Origin of the sequence: Kitasatospora sp. NPDC058406 (assembly GCF_042722765.1) — a bacterium.
Lineage (GTDB): Bacteria > Actinomycetota > Actinomycetes > Streptomycetales > Streptomycetaceae > Kitasatospora.
The window spans coordinates 14,650-32,556 of record NZ_JBHXKE010000097.1 but is presented as its reverse complement, the minus strand read 5'-3'; the positions used below and the strand labels follow the sequence as shown (position 1 = coordinate 32,556).

Genomic DNA, 17,907 nt, shown 5'->3' with positions numbered 1-17,907 from the left:
CGCGGGGCGGGGTGCGGGTGCGCGCGGCTGGGGCGGGGTTTCGTGCGGAGTCTCGAAGCCCGGCCCCCGTTCGGGCCCGCCGGTCAGCCCCCGGCGGGGCCGAGCACCCGGTCGAGGAAGGCGGGCAGCCCGCGCTTCACCCCACCGAACGCCTCGTGGCCGGCCCGGTACCGCTGCCAGCGCACCGGGTGCCCCCAGTCCGCCAGCACGTCCCGCACCTTCGCCCCGCTCTGCTCCGGGATCACCCAGTCGAACGCGCCGTGACCGATCCAGACCGGCAGGTCCGCCGCGACCGCCGACCGGCGGGAGGCCAGCAACGGGACGGCCTCCTCCGGGAGGAACGGCGCGTACAGCGCCAGCCCGGCCAGCCGCTGCGGGTACCGCAGGGCCAGCACCAGCGACATCAGCGCCCCCTGCGAGAACCCGGCGACCACCGTCCGCCCGGCTCCCACCCGGGCCGTCTCCTCGTCCAACACCGCGCGCAGCCGCCGCTCCACCGCGAGCACGCTCGGCAGCGACTCCGGACCGGGGTGGTCCAGCGAGAAGACGTCCTGCTGGAACCAGGCCCGCGCCGGATCGCCGGAGACCCGGCCGATCGGCCGCAGCGGCGCCCGCGGGAAGACCCCGCGGATCCCCGCCCGGTCCAGCCCCATCCGGTCGGCCACCTCGATCAGGCTCTCCGGCTCCTGACCGAGACCGTGCAGCCACAGGACGGTCGCACGGTGCCCGCCGACCGGCTCGATCACCTCGACCGGCAGGTCCACCGCGGGCACCGCCCTCCCGCCGCTCACCGGACCGGCGCCGGGCGCGGTCGTTCCGGACGCCGGAAGACCATCGACGCGTACTGCCCGCCGAAGCCGAAGGAGTTCTTCAGCACCGTGCTCACCGGGCGCTCCACCGGGGTGAGCGAGGTCTTCACCGCGCAGGCCGGGTCGGGCTCGGTGCAGGTCACCACCGGCGGGATGACGCCCCGCCCGAGGGTGAGCGCCGCCGCCACCGTCTCCACCACCCCGGACGCGGCGGAACCGTGCCCGGTGAGCGACTTCACCGCGCAGACGTCGAGTTCCGCCGTCCGCTCGCCGAACACCCGGTGCAGCGCCCGGGCCTCGGTGATGTCGTTGAGCTTGGTGGACGTCCCGTGCGCGTTGACGGTGTCGATGTCGTCCGGTGTCAGTCCGGACCCGGCGATCGCGGTGCGCATCACCCGCTCGACCATGCCGACCTGCGGCGCGGTGATGTGGGTGGTGTCCACCGCCAGGCCCCAGCCCCCGACCACGGCGTGCGTCTCGGTCACGCCCCGCCGTGCGGCGTGGGCCGCCGTCTCCAGGACCAGCGCGCCGGCCGACTCGTTGATCACCATGCCGGAGCGGCGCCGGTCGAACGGCATCGAGGAGTGGGCCGGGTCGCCCTTCCAGCGGGACAGCGCCATCAGCTGCCCGTACTGGGAGAGCACGTACTGGGTGTTGCGGGACACCGAGACCGCCACCACGGCGACCTCCACCCGGCCCAGCCGCAGCAGCCGGACCGCCTCGGCGATCGAGCGCAGGCCGCCCGAGCAGGTGGCCTCCACCCGGGAGGCGATCAGCGGGACGCCGAGGCGTCCGGCCAGTTCGACCGGGAAGGCCGAGTGGTCCGAGGCCTCCGCCGACAGCCGCCGGTTCCGCAGGTTCTCCAGCACGACGGCCGGGTCGTTCCCGATCCTCCGGTACCGCTCGCCGAGCTCCCGGAAGTGGACGGCGTAGTCCTGCGGGAAGGAGCCGCTCGGCCCGGGCCAGACCCGGGACCAGACCAGTCCGGCGGCCTCGCCGCCGATCGGGCCGGTGATCCCGGCGTCCCCGAGCGCCTGGTCCACCACGCAGTGCAGCAGGGTGTCGCCCCAGGTGCGGTCCGGGCCGCCCCAGCGTTCGGCGACCTCCTTCCGGACGTCGTCGGGGATGAGCCCGGCGGCCCAGCCGCAGGGCAGTCCGCCGAGGTCCATCCGGGTCTCGGCGACCACGCCCGACCGGCCGGCCAGGTTGGCCTCCCAGAAGTCCTCCACGGTCGCGCCGATCGGGGTGACCACGCCCATCCCGGTGATCACGATGTCGTCGTCCGTCATTGCTCCTCCTCCCGCCGTGCGTGGTGGTCGCCCGGGGCTCCCGTGACGCCGCCGAGCACCAGGGCGCCCGCCGAGGCGGTGCCCCGGCCGTGGTCGACCCCGGTGATCAGCGCGGTGCCCAGGCCCGGCACCGGGCGGGCCGTCCCGGTCACCGTGTCCGGGCCTCCCAACCGGGGGTCGGGACGCCGCAGCAGGCCGACCGGCGGCAGCTGGCCGCGCCGCAGCGACTCCACCGCGAGCGCGGTGTCGATCAGCGCCGAACACTCGGTGGCGAGGCCCAGGGTGCCCTTGCTGCTGGTCACCGGCACCGCGCCGACCTGCGGCAGGACGGCCGAGCACTCCTCCCGGTCGGCCGTCTGCGAGCCCGAGCCGTGCGCCCACCAGAGGTCGGGCCGGCCGCCGGACCGGCGGAGCGCCGCCCGCACCGCCAGGCCGGTCGCGCTCGCCCGGTCGGCGGCGACCACCGTCTCGCAGGCGAGCAGCCGGGCCAGGGCCCGGGGCGCCGGGGCGTCCGCCGGAGCGGCCCGCTCCAGCAGGACGGCGGCGGCGCCCTGGCCGAGCAGCGGACCGGCCCGGTCCTCGTCGAACGGGCCGCGGCCGGGGACGGCCTCGGTGCCGATCGGCTCGTCCCGGTCGAAGGAGGCGAGCGCGGTGACCGAGGACGGCGGAGCCACCCCGACCACCAGCACCCGCTCCAGCTCACCGCTCTCCAGCAGCCGCAGCGCGAGCGCCAGGGCGCCGAGGCCACCGGCCGCCACCTCGCCGTAGGCGGCGACGTTGGAGCCCCGGAAGCCGGTCGTCATGCAGACGAACTGGCCCAGCTGGGAGGGGATGCCGCGGATGTAGGAGTAGTCCGGCACCTCCTCGTAGAGCAGCGTGGCGAGGGGGCGCGGGTCGTCCAGGGCCATCCCGGCGAGTCTGGGCATCACGTCGCCCAGCTCGTCCCCGGTGCTGCCGACGGCCATCACGGTGCCGCCGCGCTCCGGGTCCCCCCAGCCGGGGTGGTCCGGGGCGTCCGGGTCGCGGCCGGCCTGCCGCAGGGCGAGCCGGGCCGCCTCGACCGCCCAGTAGGCGGCCAGGTTGGCGTACTTGCGGTTGTCCACCCAGGGCTTGCCGGGCGGCCAGCCCACGGTGCCGCGGTCGACGGCGGCCACCGGCCAGGGCAGCGGCCCGTCCGAGTCGAAGAACGACCGGCCGGCGGCCATCGCGGACCAGAGCGGTTCGGTGCCCAGACCGGCCGGGGAGACCACCCCGGTACCGGTCACGATCACCTCGGACATGGCGACTCCCCCCTTCCCGGTGTCACTCCCCCACCCGCAGCGGACTGTTGAGGTTGCCCCAGAGCGCGTAGCCGCCGTCCACCGTGATGGTCTGCCCGACGATCCAGGCGGCCTCGTCCAGGCAGAGCATGGCGACCACGTCGGCGCTGTTCTCGGGGGTGGTCATCTGCCCCTCCGTCCACGGGGTGACCGAGAGCTCGTGCCGCACCCCGTGGTTGAAGTCGGGCCGGACGTTGAAGACGCCGGTCTGCACCAGGCCCGGGCGGACGCAGTTGGCGACGATGCCGTGCGGCGCCAGCTCGTAGGACAGGAACCGGGTGAGGTTCTCCAGGGCGGCCTTGGCGGCGCCGAGCAGACCGGCGCGCGGCACGATCCGGGTGGTGGTCGAGTTGGTGATGGTGATGAACCGGGCGCCGGGGCGGCCCTTCATCAGCGGCACCGCGTGCTTGGCCAGCAGCCAGGTGGCCCGGGCGTTGGTGTCCTGGACGAACTGCCACTGGCCGAGCGTGGCGTCCTCCAGCAGGGAGAACTTCGTGGCCGCGGCGTTCTGGACCAGGATGTGCAGGTCGCCGTGGGCCTCGGCGACCTCGGCGATCAGCTCCTCGGCGGCCTCCGCCTCGGACAGGTCGGCCCGGTGCAGGGTCACCTTGGCTCCCGCCGCGGTGAGTTCGGCGGCGAGCTCCTTCGCCGGTCCGCCCCGGTCGACGTAGTTGATCGCCACGGTGGCGCCCCAGGCCGCGAGCTTGCGGCTGATGCCGGCGCCGATGCCGCGCGAGCCGCCGGTGACCAGGGCCACCCGGCCCTCCAGCGGGCGGGGCGAGAGCGGCCCGGGCACCGGGGCCGGCGGGTGGTTCGCGGAGTCGTCGGTCATCGGTCTGTCCTCTCGCTGGTCCGGGCGGGGGCGGTCGTCGCCCGCGCCGGCTCGGTGGTGGTTCCCGGGGCGGCCGGGTCCGTTCGGGGGGTGAGCGCGACGGCCGCGGCCCGGCGCAGCACCACCACGCTCATCCGGCCGATCGCGTACACCCGGCCGTCCTCGTCGTGCACCCGCCGGGTGGACTCGACCAGCCCGAGCCGGTCGTCGATCTCGACGGCCCGGCCGGTCCGGGTGGTGAACCAGAACGGGGTGTCGGGGTAGAGCGGGCGGACGAAGTCCCAGGCCAGCGTCCGCAGGCCGACGACGGCGGCCGGCGAGCCGTGCTGGACGACCCAGCCGGAGGTGATCGAGTGGATGAAGCCGCCGGGCACGATCCGCCGGGTGCGGTCGAGGGCCCGGGCGAAGGCGTCGTCGTCGTGGACGGGGTGCTTCTCGCCCATCAGGTCGAGCAGGCGGTCGAGCAGGTCGCCGCCGAAGACCAGCGGACCGAACCGGTGGTCGGGCGCGCCCACCAGGTCCTCCCAGTACTTCACGCGGGCACCCCCGCCCGGCGCGGCCGGGCGCCGGCCGCGGCCCGCATCACCAGCCGGCCGCCGTCCACCGTGAAGGTCTGGCCCTGGATGTAGTCGGCCTCGTCCCCCGCCAGGAAGGCGACCAGGCCGGAGATGTCCTCGGGCAGGCCCCAGCGGGTGCCGGCGCCGTCCGAACCGAGCCGCTCGGCGACGGCGTCGGTCATCTCGGTGCGCACCTTGCCGGGGGCGACGGTGTTGATCCGGATGCCCTTGCGGCCGACCTCGACGGCCAGCGTGCGGGTGAGTGCCTCCAGCCCGCCCTTGGCGGCCGCGTAGGCGCTCTGGCCCGGGCCGGGGATCCGCACCGAGTTGGACGAGATGTTGACGATCCGGCCCCACCCCTGGTCGAGCATGACCGGGAGGACCTCCCGGCAGGCCAGGAAGGGCCCGGTCAGGTTGATCCGGAGCACCCGCTCCCAGTGCGCGGTCGGGGTCGCGGCGACCAGCCGGTCGTCGATCACGGCCGCGTTGTTGACCAGGACGTGCAGCGCGCCCTCCAGGTCGGCGATCCGCTCGACCAGGTCGACGACCTGCTTCTCGTCCGCGACGTCGGCGCGGTGGGCGACCGCCCGGCCGCCGGCCGCCGTGACGGCGGCGACGACGTTCCGGGCGGCCTCCTCGGCCTCGCGGTAGACCAGGTGCACGGTCAGGCCCTCGGCGGCGAGGCGGTGCACGACGGCCGCGCCGATGCCGCGCGAGCCGCCCGTGACCAGGGCGACCCGGCCGGTGCCGGACTCGGTCGAGGGCCGCTCAGACACGCTGGGCCGCCTCGACCACGGCCAGGATCGAGCCGACCGTGCGGCGGTGCTCGGCCGCGGTCTCGTTCCAGCTGTCGAGGTCGAAGTCGACGCCGAGCCTGCGGTTGATTTTCCGGGCCAGCTGAAGAAGGTCCAGGGAATCCAGCCCGAGGTCCTCGACCACCGAGTCGGCCTGGGTGATCGGCTGGTCTTCCAGGCCGGATTTGACGTCCTTGAGCAGCTCGACCAGGACGTTGAAATCGGCGTTTTCCGTGGGCGACATAATGCCTCCTCCGAGAGTTCCTAAATACCGCTGCGGACGCCGCCAATGCCAACAGACCGGTAAAGGCTGCCGCAAGAGCCACTCGGCCCGGCGGCGCCGGACAATCACGCCGGCCGGACGCCCGCCGGGCCCGGCTTCACCCAGGCCAGGGCGGCGGAATCCGTTCCGCCGCATTCCGGACGAATTGAATCAACGGCTCCCCGCAAGACACTGTGGTGGTATCTCCCACAACGCGGGGCGATGCAAAGAAGAGGCAAAGGGCATTGACCTTGGTAGAACCCGGTGACTACCGTGGTCGCACCCATACGTGTACCACCCGGAACGTCATTCGAGGCGATTCACGACATCGCACCGCAGTCGGCTGGCCGAACCGGTCGGACCAGGTTCCGGCCGCTACCGGGAACACCGGCCGACCGGGCGGCACGCCGTGGGGAGGGCGGCAATGGCGCGACGCAAGAATGCGATGCCATCGGCGGCACCGCACTACGAACTGGCCCAGTGGCTGCGCGCCCTGCGCGCGGAGTCCGGCCTCACCTACCGGCAGATGGCCGGCCGGATCACCCGGTCCGGGTGCTCCTCGGCCACGCTGTCACGGGCCGACAGCGGCTCCGCACTGCCCCGGCTGGGGGTGGTCGAGGCGTACGCGGCGGCCTGCGGGGCCTCGGTCCGCGAGGCGCGGCAGCGCTGGGAGCGGGCCGCCACCGGAGCGGGCACCGCGACGGCCCGCGCCGACCGGCGGCCGGACCGGGCACCGCCGGGCGGCCGGGCCCGCCGGGTCGAGCTGGTCTACGAACCGGCCCACCTGCTGGAGGCCATGCACCGGCTGCGGCTGGCCGCCGGGCAGCCCTCGCTGCGCGAACTCCAGGAGCGGGCCCGGACGGGCGGCTTCGGGGCGCTGCCGCGCAGCACCCTGGCGGACGTCCTGGCCGGGCTCCGGATGCCCTCGGAGCCGCTCCTGGTCACCTACGTCCGCTGCTGCGGCATCCCCGGGGACCGGATCGCCGCCTGGCGCGCGGCCTGGTTCCGGGCGGTCGGTTGTTGCGGGCCGACGGCGGTGCCGTCCGCGGACGCCCGGGTGCGCTCACTCGGACTGCACCGGCGCCGCTACGGCGGTCAGGAGCCGGCCGCGGCGAGCGCCTCCGCGTAGAGGGCGGCGACGGTGTGGTCGAAGTAGGCGCTGTACGAGGTGTCGGGGGTGTCGCCGCCCTCCTGGTAGCCGCCGATGGTGCCGACGACCCGGCCGGTGGTGGTGGAGATCCACGGGCCGCCGCTGGTGCCGCCGGGGTAGTCGGGGCAGTCGACGACCCGCTGGTAGGCGCTGTGGCGGCCGGTCACGTTGGTGCAGAGGAGCGGCTCCTCGCTGCCGGACGGGTAGCCGTAGAGGCGGACGGTGGTGCCGAAGTCCTCGTCGGTGCCGAGCGGGTTGGCGCCGACCACCTCCTCGACCCGGTGGCCCGAGGCGTCGGCGGCGGTCTCCAGGACGGCGAAGTCCTCGTCCGGGTCGCCGTCCCGGGACCAGCCGGTGGTGGTGTGCACGGCGGTGACCCGCCAGGTGCCGTACGGGGCCCGGCCGTCGCGGTAGCCGGGGGCGAAGGTGACGCCGGCCGGGTCGTCCAGGCAGTGGGCGGCGGTGAGCAGCAGGTTGCCGGTGCTGCTGTGCAGCACGCTGGCGGTGCAGAAGTGGTTGCCCGGCCGGACGCCGCCGGTGAACAGTGCGCCGACGGTGGCCGCTTCGGCCGTGGCGGGCGCGACGGCGGTGGTGCCCGGCGCGGTCGCGGCCGGGGAGGTGCCGACCGGGGAGGGCGCGGCGGTGGCGTCCGTCGGTGCGGGCGGGTCGGTGGCGGCCGGGGAGGGCCCGGCGGCGTCGGCGGTCGCGGGGGCGGGCGAGGCCGCTCCGGTGGCGGCGGGGAGTCCGGGAGCGGCCGGGGCCGCGGTCGCGAACGCCGGGGCGGGCGGCCGGGCGGCGGTCGCCTCGGAGGTCGCTCCGTGGCTGCCCGCGAGGACGGCGGCGGCGGTGAGGACGGAGAGGGCCGTGGTGACCACCGCGGCGCGGGCCAGGAGGCTGCGGCGTGGTCGGTGGCGGCGGTGCTGGCCCATGCCCGGTCGGCTCCTGCCCTGGTCGGTGACGGTGGCGGCGGCGGTTCGAGAACGCTCCGACTATGGCGGTCGGAGCTGGGAGGGCGGTGATGCACGGCTGGGAGCCGGATGAGAATTCAGCCGGTCGCCGTCACCCGGCCGCGCGCGACCGCCGGATCGCCCGCCGCCCCGCCCCCGCCGGGGAGGCGGGGGCGGGGCGGGGTGGACGGGAACCGGGCCGGGCCGCCGGAGGGTGACTGCGTGACCTCGCGGCGGGCCCGGGCGGGACCGGGATCGGGACCGGGATCAGGAGGCGCGCTGCCGCGGACCCGGCGCCTGCGCGCCCGCCGTGGCGGTGGCCTCGGCGGCGCCGCCCGCCTCGCCGGCGGCCTCACCCGGCGCAGGCCGGTGGTCGATCATCAGGAACGCGATCAGCGCGGCCACCAGCAGGATGCCCATCGCGACCCAGGTGGCCACCACGTAGCCGTGCACCGCGCCCTGGGCCTGGACCCCCGGATCGGCCGAGATCCGGGTGGCGAGGTAGCTCGCGGTGGCGCTGGCCGCGATGGTGTTGAGCAGTGCGGTTCCGAAGGAGCCTCCCACCTGCTGGGCCGAGTTGATGGTGGCCGATGCGGCGCCCGCCTCGCTGGGCGCGACGCCGAGGGTGGCCAGGCTCATCGACGGCATGAAGACCAGGCCCATGCCGAAGCCGAGCAGCAGTTCGGCGGGCAGCACCATGCCGGCCCACGGGCTGTCCACCTTCATCTGGGTCAGCCAGGCCATGCCGGCGGCGGCGAGCAGGAGCCCCGGCCCGATCAGGTTGCGGGACGGCACCCTCGTCATCAGCCGGGCCGCGAACCCGGTGGAGGAGATGACGATGGCCGCCGTCATCGGCAGGAAGGAGACGCCGGACATCACCGGCGAGAACCCCTTGATGACCTGGAGGTAGTAGGTCAGGAACAGGAACAGGCCGAACATCCCGATCATGGCCAGGCCGATCGAGAGCGCGCCGCCGCCGCGGTTGCGCTCGGCGACGATGTGCAGGGGCAGCAGCGCGTGTTCGGTGCGCTTCTCGACCAGGACGAACACCACGAGCAGGACGACGCCGAGGATCAGCGAACCCAGCACCAGCCAGTCGCCCCAGCCCCGGGTCACCGCCTCGGACGTGCCGAACACGATGGCGAGCAGGCCGCCGCAGCCGAGCACCGCACCGGGCAGGTCGAGTTTGATCCGCCGGCCCTTGCCGATGTGGTCGCGGGAGAGCACGGAGAAGGCGGCGAAGGCGGTGACCACCGCGATCGGGGTGTTGACGAACAGGCACCAGCGCCAGTTCAGGTACTCGGTGAGCAGCCCGCCGGCGAGCAGGCCGATCGCGGCGCCGCCGCCGGCGATCGCGCCGAAGATGCCGAAGGCGGTACTCCGTTCCTTCGGGTCGGTGAACGTGGTGGAGAGCAGCCCCAGGGCCGAGGGAGCGAGCAGCGCGCCGAAGGCGCCCTGGAGGGCGCGGGCCCCGAACAGCATCTCCGGACCGGTCGCGGCGCCGCCGATCGCGGAGGCGAGGGCGAAGCCGAGCAGGCCGACGGTGAAGACGCGTTTGCGGCCGAAGAGGTCGCCGAGCCGGCCGCCGAGGAGGAGCAGACCTCCGAACGCCAGCGTGTAGGCGGTGATCACCCACTGCCGGTCGGCGTCGGATATGCCGAGGTCCTTCTGGGCCGACGGGAGGGCGATGTTCACGATGGTGATGTCGAGGACGATCATCAACTGGGCGATCGCGATGACCGCCAGGGCCCACCAACGGCGGGGGTCCGGCGTCTCATGACGGGTGGCAGCAGTGGAAGACACTGGGGGAGCCTTTCCGGAGGGGTGCGGAGAGGTCACGCAGTCGACTTCCAGCCAAACGCGCGTTCGGGCGGATGGCAAGGAAAAAGCTCACCAAATAGGGTGAAACAGGACCAAAGAACCAGAGGTGCGGGACCGGAGGACGAGCGGCTCCCGGGCCGGAGGACGGACGCCCCGGGCCGGACGCCGACCACGTGCTCCGGACGGCCCGAGGACCCGGGAGACCTCAGGACCGGACGGCCCGGGGCCGGAACGTGCGGGGCCCCCGGGGCTGACACCCCGGGGGCCACCGAGCGGTCCCGCGCCTCGGGCGCGGGGTCCGCCGCGCCTACAGCGCCGACAGCTCCGCGACCAGGTCGTCCAGGCCCAGCGAGCCCTGCGACAGCGCCGCCATGTGCCACGCCTTGAGGTCGAACACCTCGCCGCGCGCCTCGTGCGCCGCCCGGGCGGCGGCCCGGCCCCGCAGCCAGGCGCGCTCGCCCAGCTTGTAGCCGATCGCCTGGCCGGGCATGCCCAGGTAGCGGACCAGCTCGCTGTCCAGGAAGTCGGCCGACAGCCCGCAGTACAGGCCGAAGAACTCGCGCGCGGCGTCCGGCGCGACCGGCTCGCCCGCCCGGTACGGCGAGTCGGCGGGGAAGTCGAGGCCGGCGTGCATGCCGATGTCGACGATGACCCGCAGCGCCCGCATCATCTGGGCGTTGAGGTAGCCGAGCCGGTGGCCCGGGTCGGTCAGGTAGCCCAGCTCGTCCATCAGGCGCTCGGCGTACAGCGCCCAGCCCTCCAGGTTGGCGCTCACCCCTCCGACGCTGACCTGGTAGGTGGAGAGCCGGTCGGCGACGTAGCTCCACTGCGCGAGCTGCAGGTGGTGGCCGGGAACGCCCTCGTGGTACCAGGTCGAGACGAGGTCCCACTGGGGGAAGCGCTCGCGGCCGAGGGTGGGCAGCCAGGTGCGGCCGGGGCGGGTGAAGTCCAGCGAGGGGGCGGTGTAGTACGGCGCGGCGGCGCTGCCGGCCGGGGCGATCATCGACTCGACCCGGGTGATCGGCTCGGCCAGGTCGAAGTGGGTGCCCTGGAGGTCGGCGATCGCCCGGTCCATCAGACCCTGGAGGTAGGTGCGGGCGGCCTCGGCGCCGTGCAGCGCGGGGCCGTCGCTCTCCAGCCACTTCATGGCCTCCATCGGGGCGGCGCCGGGCCGCACCTTCTCGGCCTCGGCCTGCATCTGGGCGTTCAGGTCGTGGAACTCCTCCCAGGCCCACGCGTACGCCTCGTCGAGGTCGAGGTCGGCGCCCGTCCAGTAGCGGACCCAGCGGGCGTAGCGCTCACGGCCGGCGGTGTCGGAGACGTCGGCGGCGGCCGGACCGTAGACGTCGCGCAGCCAGTCGCGCAGCTCGGCGAGCGCCCCGGCGGCGGCCACGGCGTGCTCGGCGAGGCCCGCGCGCAGCGCCTCGGGGGCGTCCTGGACCAGCTCGCCGAACCAGCCGCCGGGCACGTCGCCCGCCAGCCACTCGCCCAGCTGGCCGGCCACGGTGGTGACCTGGCGGGGGCCGGAGAGCAGGCCGCGCCGGATGCCCTCGTCGAGGGTCTCGCGGTAGCCGGTGAGCGCGGCCGGTACCCGGGCGAGACGGCGGCCGAGGACCTGCCACTGCTCCTCGGTGTCGGTGGGCATGAGGGTGAAGACCTCGCGCACGTTGTGCACCGGCGAGCCGAGGTTGCGCACCGCCCGGTAGACCTCCCCCGCGTCGTGCACGGCGAGCTCGGCGGTGAGCCGCTCGCGCAGCAGGCGGGCGCAGCGCCGTTCGGCCTCGTCCCGGGGGGTGCCGGCCGCCTCGGCCGCGTCCAGCGCCGCCTCGGCCGCGTCGAGCCGGGCGAGGGTGCGGCGGCCCAGCGCGGCGATCGTCTCGGCGCCGGCCGGGGAGAGGTCGGGAAGGCGGTCGTCCTCGGGGTTGAGTCCCAGGTACACCGCGGTCAGCGGGTCGAGCTCCGCGAGCTCCCGCACGTGGTCGTCCGCGATACGGCGGGGGGTGGTGCCGTCGGAGGTGATCAGTTCAGCCATCCGGACATCATTTCGCGGCCGGAGCCGATTGCAAGCCCCTGACGAGTGGCATGGACCGGCCAATTCGGACGAACGACCGGTTTTCGCCGGAAGGTTCAGCCGGGCAGGTGGCGGATCCGCCACCTGCGCAGGGCCGCACCCGGATCCCAGACCGGCCGTCCGCGCGCGAAGCGGAAGAAACAGAGGCCGATCAGGACGGCGCTGAAGTGCCCGAGATCCGTGAACGTGTGCGAGACGGCGAGCGGCAGACCGTAGAAGAGCAGCACCCCTCCCCCGTACACCGCGCGCCAGCGGCCGGCGAACCGGTAGGTGAGCACGGCGACCACGCCGGCCAGCGCGTACGAGACACCGACGTCCACGGTCTCGGCCATGCTCCGCTGCAGGCTGCCCCGGACGATCCCCCAGGCGACCACGCCCTCGCTCACCAGCGTGGCCAGCACGTGCGCGGTCGCGGCGACCGTGAACCAGCGCAACGTCCCCAGCCAGCGCTCGGCGTTGGCGTGGAACAGGGTGAAGAGGACGGCGTACGACGGCCAGCTCGCCTGCTCGGTCCAGAGCGCGCTGGCCACGAGGGCGTGCACCGGCCGCTCGCGCAACTGGTCGAGGTTGGTCGAGCGAGCGGCCAGGAACCAGTCCAGGGTGGCCGGGTCCGTCCGCGCCACCACGAAGCTGGTGACCCCGAGGAGCAGCAGCCACAGGTACGTCCCGGGGGCCGAGCGGACCCACCGCACCACCCCGCGCGGCAACCCGCGCAGCCCGCCGGCCCGACTCCCCCGTCCCGGCGACTGCGCCATCCGGCGGGCCCTCCTCGGTAGCGCGGACGATCGGTCCCATCCTCGGTGGTCGCGCGGCCGCCCGCCTCCGGACCGGCCCGCCCGGCACCGGGCCCGCGACGTCCGCAAACGCCCGTTCGGAAGATCGGTGCACGGCCGGATCCCATCCGGCCCGCGGCGACTACGCTGGCCGCCATGGAAGCCAGCTCAGCGCCCGTCCCGCCCGCACCCGAGCCGGCCCGGCCGCGGCGGGCCGGATACCGGCGGCTGCCGGTGCAGCAGCGGCGGGAGCAGCTGATCGAGGTGGCCCTGGAGCTGTTCGCCACGCGGCCGCCCGAGGAGGTCGGCCTGGACGACGTCGCGGAGGCCGCCGGGGCCTCCCGGCCGCTGGTGTACCGCTACTTCGCGGGCGGCAAGCAGCAGCTGTACGAGGCCGCGCTGCGCAGCGCGGCCGAGGAGCTGACCGGACGGTTCGCGGTACCGCTCGCCGGCACCCCGACCGAGCAGCTGTCGGCCGTGCTGGAGCGGTACTTCGCCTTCGTCGAGGAGCACGGCGCCGGCTACTCGGCGCTGCTGCGCGGCGGTTCGGTGGTGGAGACGGCGCGGACCTCGGCGATCGTGGACGACGTCCGGCGGGCCGCGCTGAAGCGGACACTGCGGCACCTCGGGGTCCGCGAGGCCGGACCGCTGCTGACCCTGCTGGTGCGCTCGTGGATCGCGGTGGTCGAGGGCGCCTCGCTGAGCTGGCTGGACGAAGGGCGGGCGCTGCCGGTCTCCGAGCTGCGGGAGTGGCTGGTGGACCAGTTCGTGGCGATGGCCGCGGCGTCGGCGCTGCACGATCCGCAGACCGCCGGGGTGCTGACGGCGCTGCTGGCCCTGGAGGGCGAGGAATCGCCCCGGACGGCGCGGCTGCGGGAGATCCTCTCCCCGCGCTGACCCGCCTCCGGGTGCCCCGTCTGCGCGTGCTCTGCCTGCCTGTGCCCTGCGTGTGCCCTGCCTGCGTGTGCCCTGCCTGTGCCGCGTCGGACCTCCGCCCCGGACCGGCCGGACCCTCCGGTCCTCCGTTCCGTGCGTCGCCGTCGCCGTCGCCGAACCCGGACCCCGACCTCCGACCCCCGTGCCAAGGGTCGGGCGCGCGGGCGCTCAGGCCTTGCCGAGCACCTGGCGCTGCCGGCCGAGCCCGTCGATCTCGATCTCGACGATGTCGCCCGGTGCCAGGAAGGGCGTGCCCGGGCGGCCGAGGGTGACGCCGGCCGGGGTGCCGGTGACGAGGACGTCGCCCGGCTCCAGCACCATGAACTGGCTCGCGTAGCGGACCAGCTCCAGCACCGGGAAGATCATCTGCCCGGTGGAGCCGTCCTGCCGCAGCTCGCCGTTGACCCAGAGCCGCAGCGGGAGCCGCTGCGGGTCCGCCACCTCGTCCGCCGTCACCAGCCAGGGCCCGAGCGGGGTGAAGGTCTCCGCCGACTTGCCCTTGTCCCACTGGCCGCCGCGCTCGAACTGGAACGCCCGCTCGGTGACGTCGTTGGCGATGGTGTACCCGGCTATCACCCCGGCCGCCGCCGCGTGGTCCTCCAGGTAGCGGCCGGTGCGGCCGATCACCACCGCCAGCTCCGCCTCGTAGTCCGTCTTCTCGCCGCCGCGCGGCACCAGCACCTCGTCGTACGGGCCGACCACGGTGGAACTCGGCTTGAGGAAGATCACCGGCTCGTCCGGGACCGGCGCGCCGGCCTCGGCCGCGTGGTCGCGGTAGTTGAGCCCGATGCCGACCACCTTGCCCGGCCGGGCGACCGGCGCGCCGACCCGCCGGCCGGCGATGTCGGTGACCGGCAGCCGCCCGGCCGTCACCGCGCCGGCCAGTTCGGCCAGGCCGGCGTCGTCCAGCCCGGCGAGGAACCCGCCGTCGATGTCCGCGGTCACCCCGGAGAGGTCGTACGCGGTGCCGTCCTGGCCCAGCACGACCGGGCGCTCGGCGCCCGGCGGGCCGACACGGAGGAGCTTCATCTGAGCCTCACCATCTAGTTCGTCGCAGGTCACCGGGGCGGTCGCGGACCGCGCCGGCCTCTTGTCCAGGAGGTATATCAACGGCCCGCACCCCGGGACCAGACCGTCCCGGTCGGCGAAATCCTCCCAACCCGCCCGGGCCCGGGCCCCGCCTTTCGGCCGCCCGCACGGTTGACACCCCACGGGCACCCCACGGGCACCCACGGGCACCCACGGGCACCCCTCACACCCCCGCCCGGCACCCCCCGCGGGCACCCCGCCGCCGCCCCGCCGCCGCCCGGATCGCGCCCTCCCCGCCCTCCCCGCCCGCCGTCACGCCGACGGCGAAAACCCCACGCCCAAGGCGAACACGAGGACTGAACGACCGCCCCGCGGTCCAGGATTCCGGCATGGAGATCACCCGCATACGCCCCGAACTGACCCTCATCACCCTGGACTTCGGCCTCGTCTACCTCTGGCGCGACGAGGACGGCACGCTGACCCTGGTCGACACCGGCATCGCCAGGCAGGCCGACGCGATCGAGGCGGGGATCCGCGCCGTCGGCGCCGACCCGGCCGCGCTGCGCACCGTCGTGCTCACCCACTACCACGAGGACCACATCGGCTCGGCGGCCGAGCTGGCGAAGCGGCTGGGCGCCGAGGTAATCGCGCACCGGCTGGAGGCACCGGTGATCCGCGGCGAGCAGGACGAGGCGCCGTTCGTGCTGAGCCCCTTCGAGCAGCAGATCTGGGACAGCCTTCCGCCGCGTCCACCGGCCCCGCCGTGCGAGGTGCACCGCGAGGTCGAGGACGGCGAGGTGCTCGGCTTCGGCGGCGGCGCGGTCGTCGTGCACGTGCCGGGGCACACCGCCGGCTCGATCGCCCTGCACCTGCCCGGCCCCGGCGTGCTGTTCACCGGGGACGTCGCGGCCAACGTGGACGGCCGGACCATGCCCGGCGTCTTCAACGCCGACCCGGCCCTGGCCGTCGAGTCGTTCCGCCGGCTGGCCGCGCTGGACTCCCGGACGGTGCTGTTCGGACACGGCGACCCGGTCGTCGAGGACGGCTCAGCCGTGCTGCGGCGTGCCGTCGAGCAGCTGGGCCAGCACTAGCGGCCGGGCCGGGCCGGGGCCCGCGAGCAGGGTCTCGCGCTCCCAGCGGTCCAGGTCGCGTTCGACGTCGGCACGGGCCCGCTCGTGGCCGTCCAGGGCGGGCACCAGGTCGCGCAGCAGCGCGACGGCCGCCCCCGGGCTGCCCGAGCGGGCCAGCCAGAGCGCCAGGTCGTGGCAGGTCCGCAGGGTCCGCGGGTCGGCCGGTCCGAAGGCCCGGGCGAACTCGGGGATCAGCGCGGTCAGCTGCTCGACGGCCCGGTCCGGCGAGCCGGCCGCACCGCGCCGCCAGGCGTCGTCGGCCCTGGTCCGCAGCTGCTCCGGGTCGGGGCCGAGCCTGACGTCGCGCAGCCGCCGGCGGACCTCCGCCGCGTCGGCGGGCCGGTCGGCCGGGTCCTTGGCGAGCAGCTGCAGGACCAGCCGGTCGAGCGCCGGGTCCGCGGTGCGCAGCGGCGGCGGGGCCTCGTTGAGGTGCTGGAACATCATGGTGACCGCCGAGCCGGCGTTGAACGGACGGCGGCCGGTGGAGAGTTGGTAGAGCAGCACGCCGAGCGCGTACAGGTCCGTCCGGCCGTCGATGTGCCCGCCGGCCCAGCACTCGGGCGCCAGGTACGGCGGGGTACCGATGACCACGCCGGTGGAGGTGAGCCCGCTGCCGGACTGGGTGAGCAGGCGGGCGATGCCGAAGTCCAGCACCTTGGCCTCGCCGGTGTCGGCGATCATGATGTTCTCGGGCTTGATGTCCCGGTGCACCACGCCCGAGCGGTGCGCGGCGTCCAGCGCCTTGCAGACCTGCCGCACCCACTTGAGGGAGAGCGTCAGGTCGGGGGTGCCGTCGCGGAGCAGCGCGGAGAGCGGACGGCCCCGGACCAGCTCCATCACCAGGTAGTGCGTCCAGCGGGAGCCGTCCTGCACCCGGCCGTAGTCGTGCAGGGTGACGATGTGCGGGTTGGAGAGGCCGCCGACGGTCTTGGCCTCGCGGACGAACCTGCTGACCGCCTCGTCGTCGGTGGCCTTCTCCTCGGAGAGCACCTTGAGCGCGACCGACCGGCCGATGGTCTCGTCGTAGGCGGCCCACACCACGCCGAAGCCGCCCTGACCGAGCTCCCGGTCCAGCCGGTAGCGGCCGCCCACGACATCGTCCGCCTTCATGCCTTCCCCCAAGTCCGCCGGAATCGAACGCCGTTCATCCTGACCGGGTCACGATAGCGGTGGGGGAAGGCCTGGAGGTGAACGGGTCAGGCCTTGGGCTTGGGCAGGCCGACCGGATTGACCTCGGAGGTCGGGACGGCCTCGGCGTCCAGCCCCCAGCGCTTCAGCACCTGGCCGTAGGTGCCGTTCTTGATGACCTCGTTGATCGCGCCGTTGAGCGCCTGGACCAGGCCGTTGTCCTTCTTCGTGGTGGCCCCGATCTTGCCGAGCACGTCGGCGCCGCCGCCCGAGTAGGTGCCGATCACCTCGGTCTCGCCGGTCTGCACGCCGTGGAAGGCGGCCACCGGGTTGGGGCCGACGTAGGCGTCGATCCGGCCGGAGGAGAGCGCCAGGTAGTAGTCGGACGAGCTCTGGAAGTACTTGATGTCGGCGGCCTTCAGACCGTTCTTGACGTTCTCCTCGTTCCAGGAGATCAGCAGCTTCTCCTGGTTGGTGCCGGACGAGACGGCGACGGTCTTGCCGGCGATGTCCTTGGGCCCGGTGACCTTCCAGCCGCTGCCCTTCTTGGCCTCGAAGCCGAGGATGTCGAGGCGGTAGGTGGCGAAGTCGTACTTCTCCTTGCGGGCCTCGGTGACGGTGATGTTGGAGATGCCGACGTCGTACTTGCCGCTGTCCAGGCCGACGAAGATGTTCTCCCAGGAGACCGGGTTGAACTCGACCTTGAGGCCCAGCACGTTGCCGACCAGCGAGGCGATGTCCGGCTCGACGCCGATGATGGTCTTGTCGTCGTTGGCGTAGAAGTCCAGCGGCGGGGTGGTGCCGAGCGAGTCGACCACGGTCAGTGTGCCCCGCTTTCTGATCTCCTCCGGCACCAGCGCCGCGATGGCGTCCACCTTGGGCGTGGTCACCCGGTTCTGGTCCGGGGTGAGGTTCACCGTGGTGCCGTTCGGCGCGGTGCTTCCCTTCGCGGGGGCGAGTTCCGCCGTCGCGTCCGAGGAGCTGCCGCAGGCGGCCAGGGTGAGGGCGGCGGCGAGCGCGGCGGCGGCGGTCACGAGGGCGCGACGGGGTAGGGACATGG

General features: G+C 74.4%; 17 protein-coding genes. 3 read left to right on the top strand and 14 right to left on the bottom strand.

The genetic code is table 11. From position 1 onward, the window contains the following. Positions 1-83: 83 nt before the first annotated feature. Genes ACFWOG_RS20410 through ACFWOG_RS20380 form a run of 7 tightly spaced genes read right to left on the bottom strand, consistent with a single transcriptional unit; the run spans position 84 to position 5,844 of the window. Positions 84-773 (bottom strand): alpha/beta fold hydrolase, encoded by a 690-nt coding sequence (locus tag ACFWOG_RS20410; protein ID WP_329883045.1) that lies wholly within the window; start codon positions 771-773, stop codon positions 84-86. Between the two features lie 14 nt (positions 774-787). Beyond that, positions 788-2,098, bottom strand: a complete 1,311-nt coding sequence (locus tag ACFWOG_RS20405; RefSeq protein ID WP_329952230.1) for a beta-ketoacyl-[acyl-carrier-protein] synthase family protein — start codon at positions 2,096-2,098, stop codon at positions 788-790. Continuing rightward, positions 2,095-3,378, bottom strand: a complete 1,284-nt coding sequence (locus ACFWOG_RS20400; RefSeq protein ID WP_355402173.1) for a beta-ketoacyl synthase N-terminal-like domain-containing protein — start codon at positions 3,376-3,378, stop codon at positions 2,095-2,097. The genes ACFWOG_RS20405 and ACFWOG_RS20400 overlap by 4 nt, the downstream gene beginning before the upstream one ends. Before the next feature lie 22 nt (positions 3,379-3,400). Continuing rightward, complete coding sequence (locus ACFWOG_RS20395) at positions 3,401-4,249, bottom strand: SDR family oxidoreductase (RefSeq protein ID WP_329883048.1); 849 nt, start codon at positions 4,247-4,249, stop codon at positions 3,401-3,403. Then, positions 4,246-4,785, bottom strand: coding sequence for a MaoC family dehydratase (locus tag ACFWOG_RS20390; RefSeq protein ID WP_329952232.1), 540 nt, complete (start codon positions 4,783-4,785; stop codon positions 4,246-4,248). The genes ACFWOG_RS20395 and ACFWOG_RS20390 overlap by 4 nt, the downstream gene beginning before the upstream one ends. Further along, positions 4,782-5,582 carry a 3-oxoacyl-ACP reductase family protein gene (locus tag ACFWOG_RS20385; protein ID WP_329883050.1) on the bottom strand — a complete coding sequence of 267 codons (801 nt, stop codon included), beginning with the start codon at positions 5,580-5,582 and terminating at the stop codon, positions 4,782-4,784. The genes ACFWOG_RS20390 and ACFWOG_RS20385 overlap by 4 nt, the downstream gene beginning before the upstream one ends. After that, positions 5,575-5,844, bottom strand: coding sequence for a phosphopantetheine-binding protein (locus ACFWOG_RS20380; protein WP_329883051.1), 270 nt, complete (start codon positions 5,842-5,844; stop codon positions 5,575-5,577). Before ACFWOG_RS20380 ends, ACFWOG_RS20385 begins: the two co-directional genes overlap by 8 nt. Positions 5,845-6,286: 442 nt before the next feature. Between ACFWOG_RS20380 and ACFWOG_RS20375 the strand changes: the two genes are divergently transcribed. Continuing rightward, entirely contained in the window at positions 6,287-6,991 is a 705-nt protein-coding gene (locus ACFWOG_RS20375) for a helix-turn-helix transcriptional regulator (RefSeq protein ID WP_329952233.1), read from the top strand. Here ACFWOG_RS20375 and ACFWOG_RS20370 read toward each other — a convergent pair. The 4 genes from ACFWOG_RS20370 to ACFWOG_RS20355 form a co-directional block, all read right to left on the bottom strand. Then, on the bottom strand, positions 6,958-7,941 hold the full coding sequence (locus ACFWOG_RS20370) for a trypsin-like peptidase domain-containing protein (RefSeq protein ID WP_380360040.1): 984 nt from the start codon (positions 7,939-7,941) through the stop codon (positions 6,958-6,960). The genes ACFWOG_RS20375 and ACFWOG_RS20370 overlap by 34 nt on opposite strands. A 285-nt stretch (positions 7,942-8,226) precedes the next feature. Then, positions 8,227-9,762 carry an MFS transporter gene (locus ACFWOG_RS20365; RefSeq protein WP_329952235.1) on the bottom strand — a complete coding sequence of 512 codons (1,536 nt, stop codon included), beginning with the start codon at positions 9,760-9,762 and terminating at the stop codon, positions 8,227-8,229. A 325-nt stretch (positions 9,763-10,087) separates the two neighbouring features. Further along, positions 10,088-11,812, bottom strand: coding sequence for a DUF885 domain-containing protein (locus tag ACFWOG_RS20360; protein WP_329883055.1), 1,725 nt, complete (start codon positions 11,810-11,812; stop codon positions 10,088-10,090). 95 nt (positions 11,813-11,907) lie between these two features. After that, positions 11,908-12,606 (bottom strand): rhomboid-like protein, encoded by a 699-nt coding sequence (locus tag ACFWOG_RS20355; RefSeq protein WP_329952236.1) that lies wholly within the window; start codon positions 12,604-12,606, stop codon positions 11,908-11,910. Positions 12,607-12,780: 174 nt separating this feature from the next. Between ACFWOG_RS20355 and ACFWOG_RS20350 the strand changes: the two genes are divergently transcribed. Then, positions 12,781-13,521 (top strand): TetR/AcrR family transcriptional regulator, encoded by a 741-nt coding sequence (locus tag ACFWOG_RS20350; RefSeq protein ID WP_329952237.1) that lies wholly within the window; start codon positions 12,781-12,783, stop codon positions 13,519-13,521. Between the two features lie 207 nt (positions 13,522-13,728). Here the strand turns inward: ACFWOG_RS20350 and ACFWOG_RS20345 are convergent, their stop codons facing one another. After that, on the bottom strand, positions 13,729-14,589 hold the full coding sequence (locus ACFWOG_RS20345) for a fumarylacetoacetate hydrolase family protein (RefSeq protein ID WP_329952238.1): 861 nt from the start codon (positions 14,587-14,589) through the stop codon (positions 13,729-13,731). Between the two features lie 389 nt (positions 14,590-14,978). On the opposite strand from ACFWOG_RS20345, the gene ACFWOG_RS20340 reads away from it, so the two are divergent. Then, on the top strand, positions 14,979-15,680 hold the full coding sequence (locus ACFWOG_RS20340) for an MBL fold metallo-hydrolase (protein ID WP_380360037.1): 702 nt from the start codon (positions 14,979-14,981) through the stop codon (positions 15,678-15,680). On the opposite strand, the gene ACFWOG_RS20335 is transcribed toward ACFWOG_RS20340, so the two are convergent. Continuing rightward, entirely contained in the window at positions 15,636-16,829 is a 1,194-nt protein-coding gene (locus ACFWOG_RS20335; protein ID WP_329952240.1) for a serine/threonine-protein kinase, read from the bottom strand. The two genes, ACFWOG_RS20340 and ACFWOG_RS20335, sit on opposite strands and share 45 nt — an antisense overlap. An 86-nt stretch (positions 16,830-16,915) precedes the next feature. After that, positions 16,916-17,905 carry an ABC transporter substrate-binding protein gene (locus ACFWOG_RS20330; RefSeq protein ID WP_329952241.1) on the bottom strand — a complete coding sequence of 330 codons (990 nt, stop codon included), beginning with the start codon at positions 17,903-17,905 and terminating at the stop codon, positions 16,916-16,918. Between the last annotated feature and the right edge of the window lie 2 nt (positions 17,906-17,907).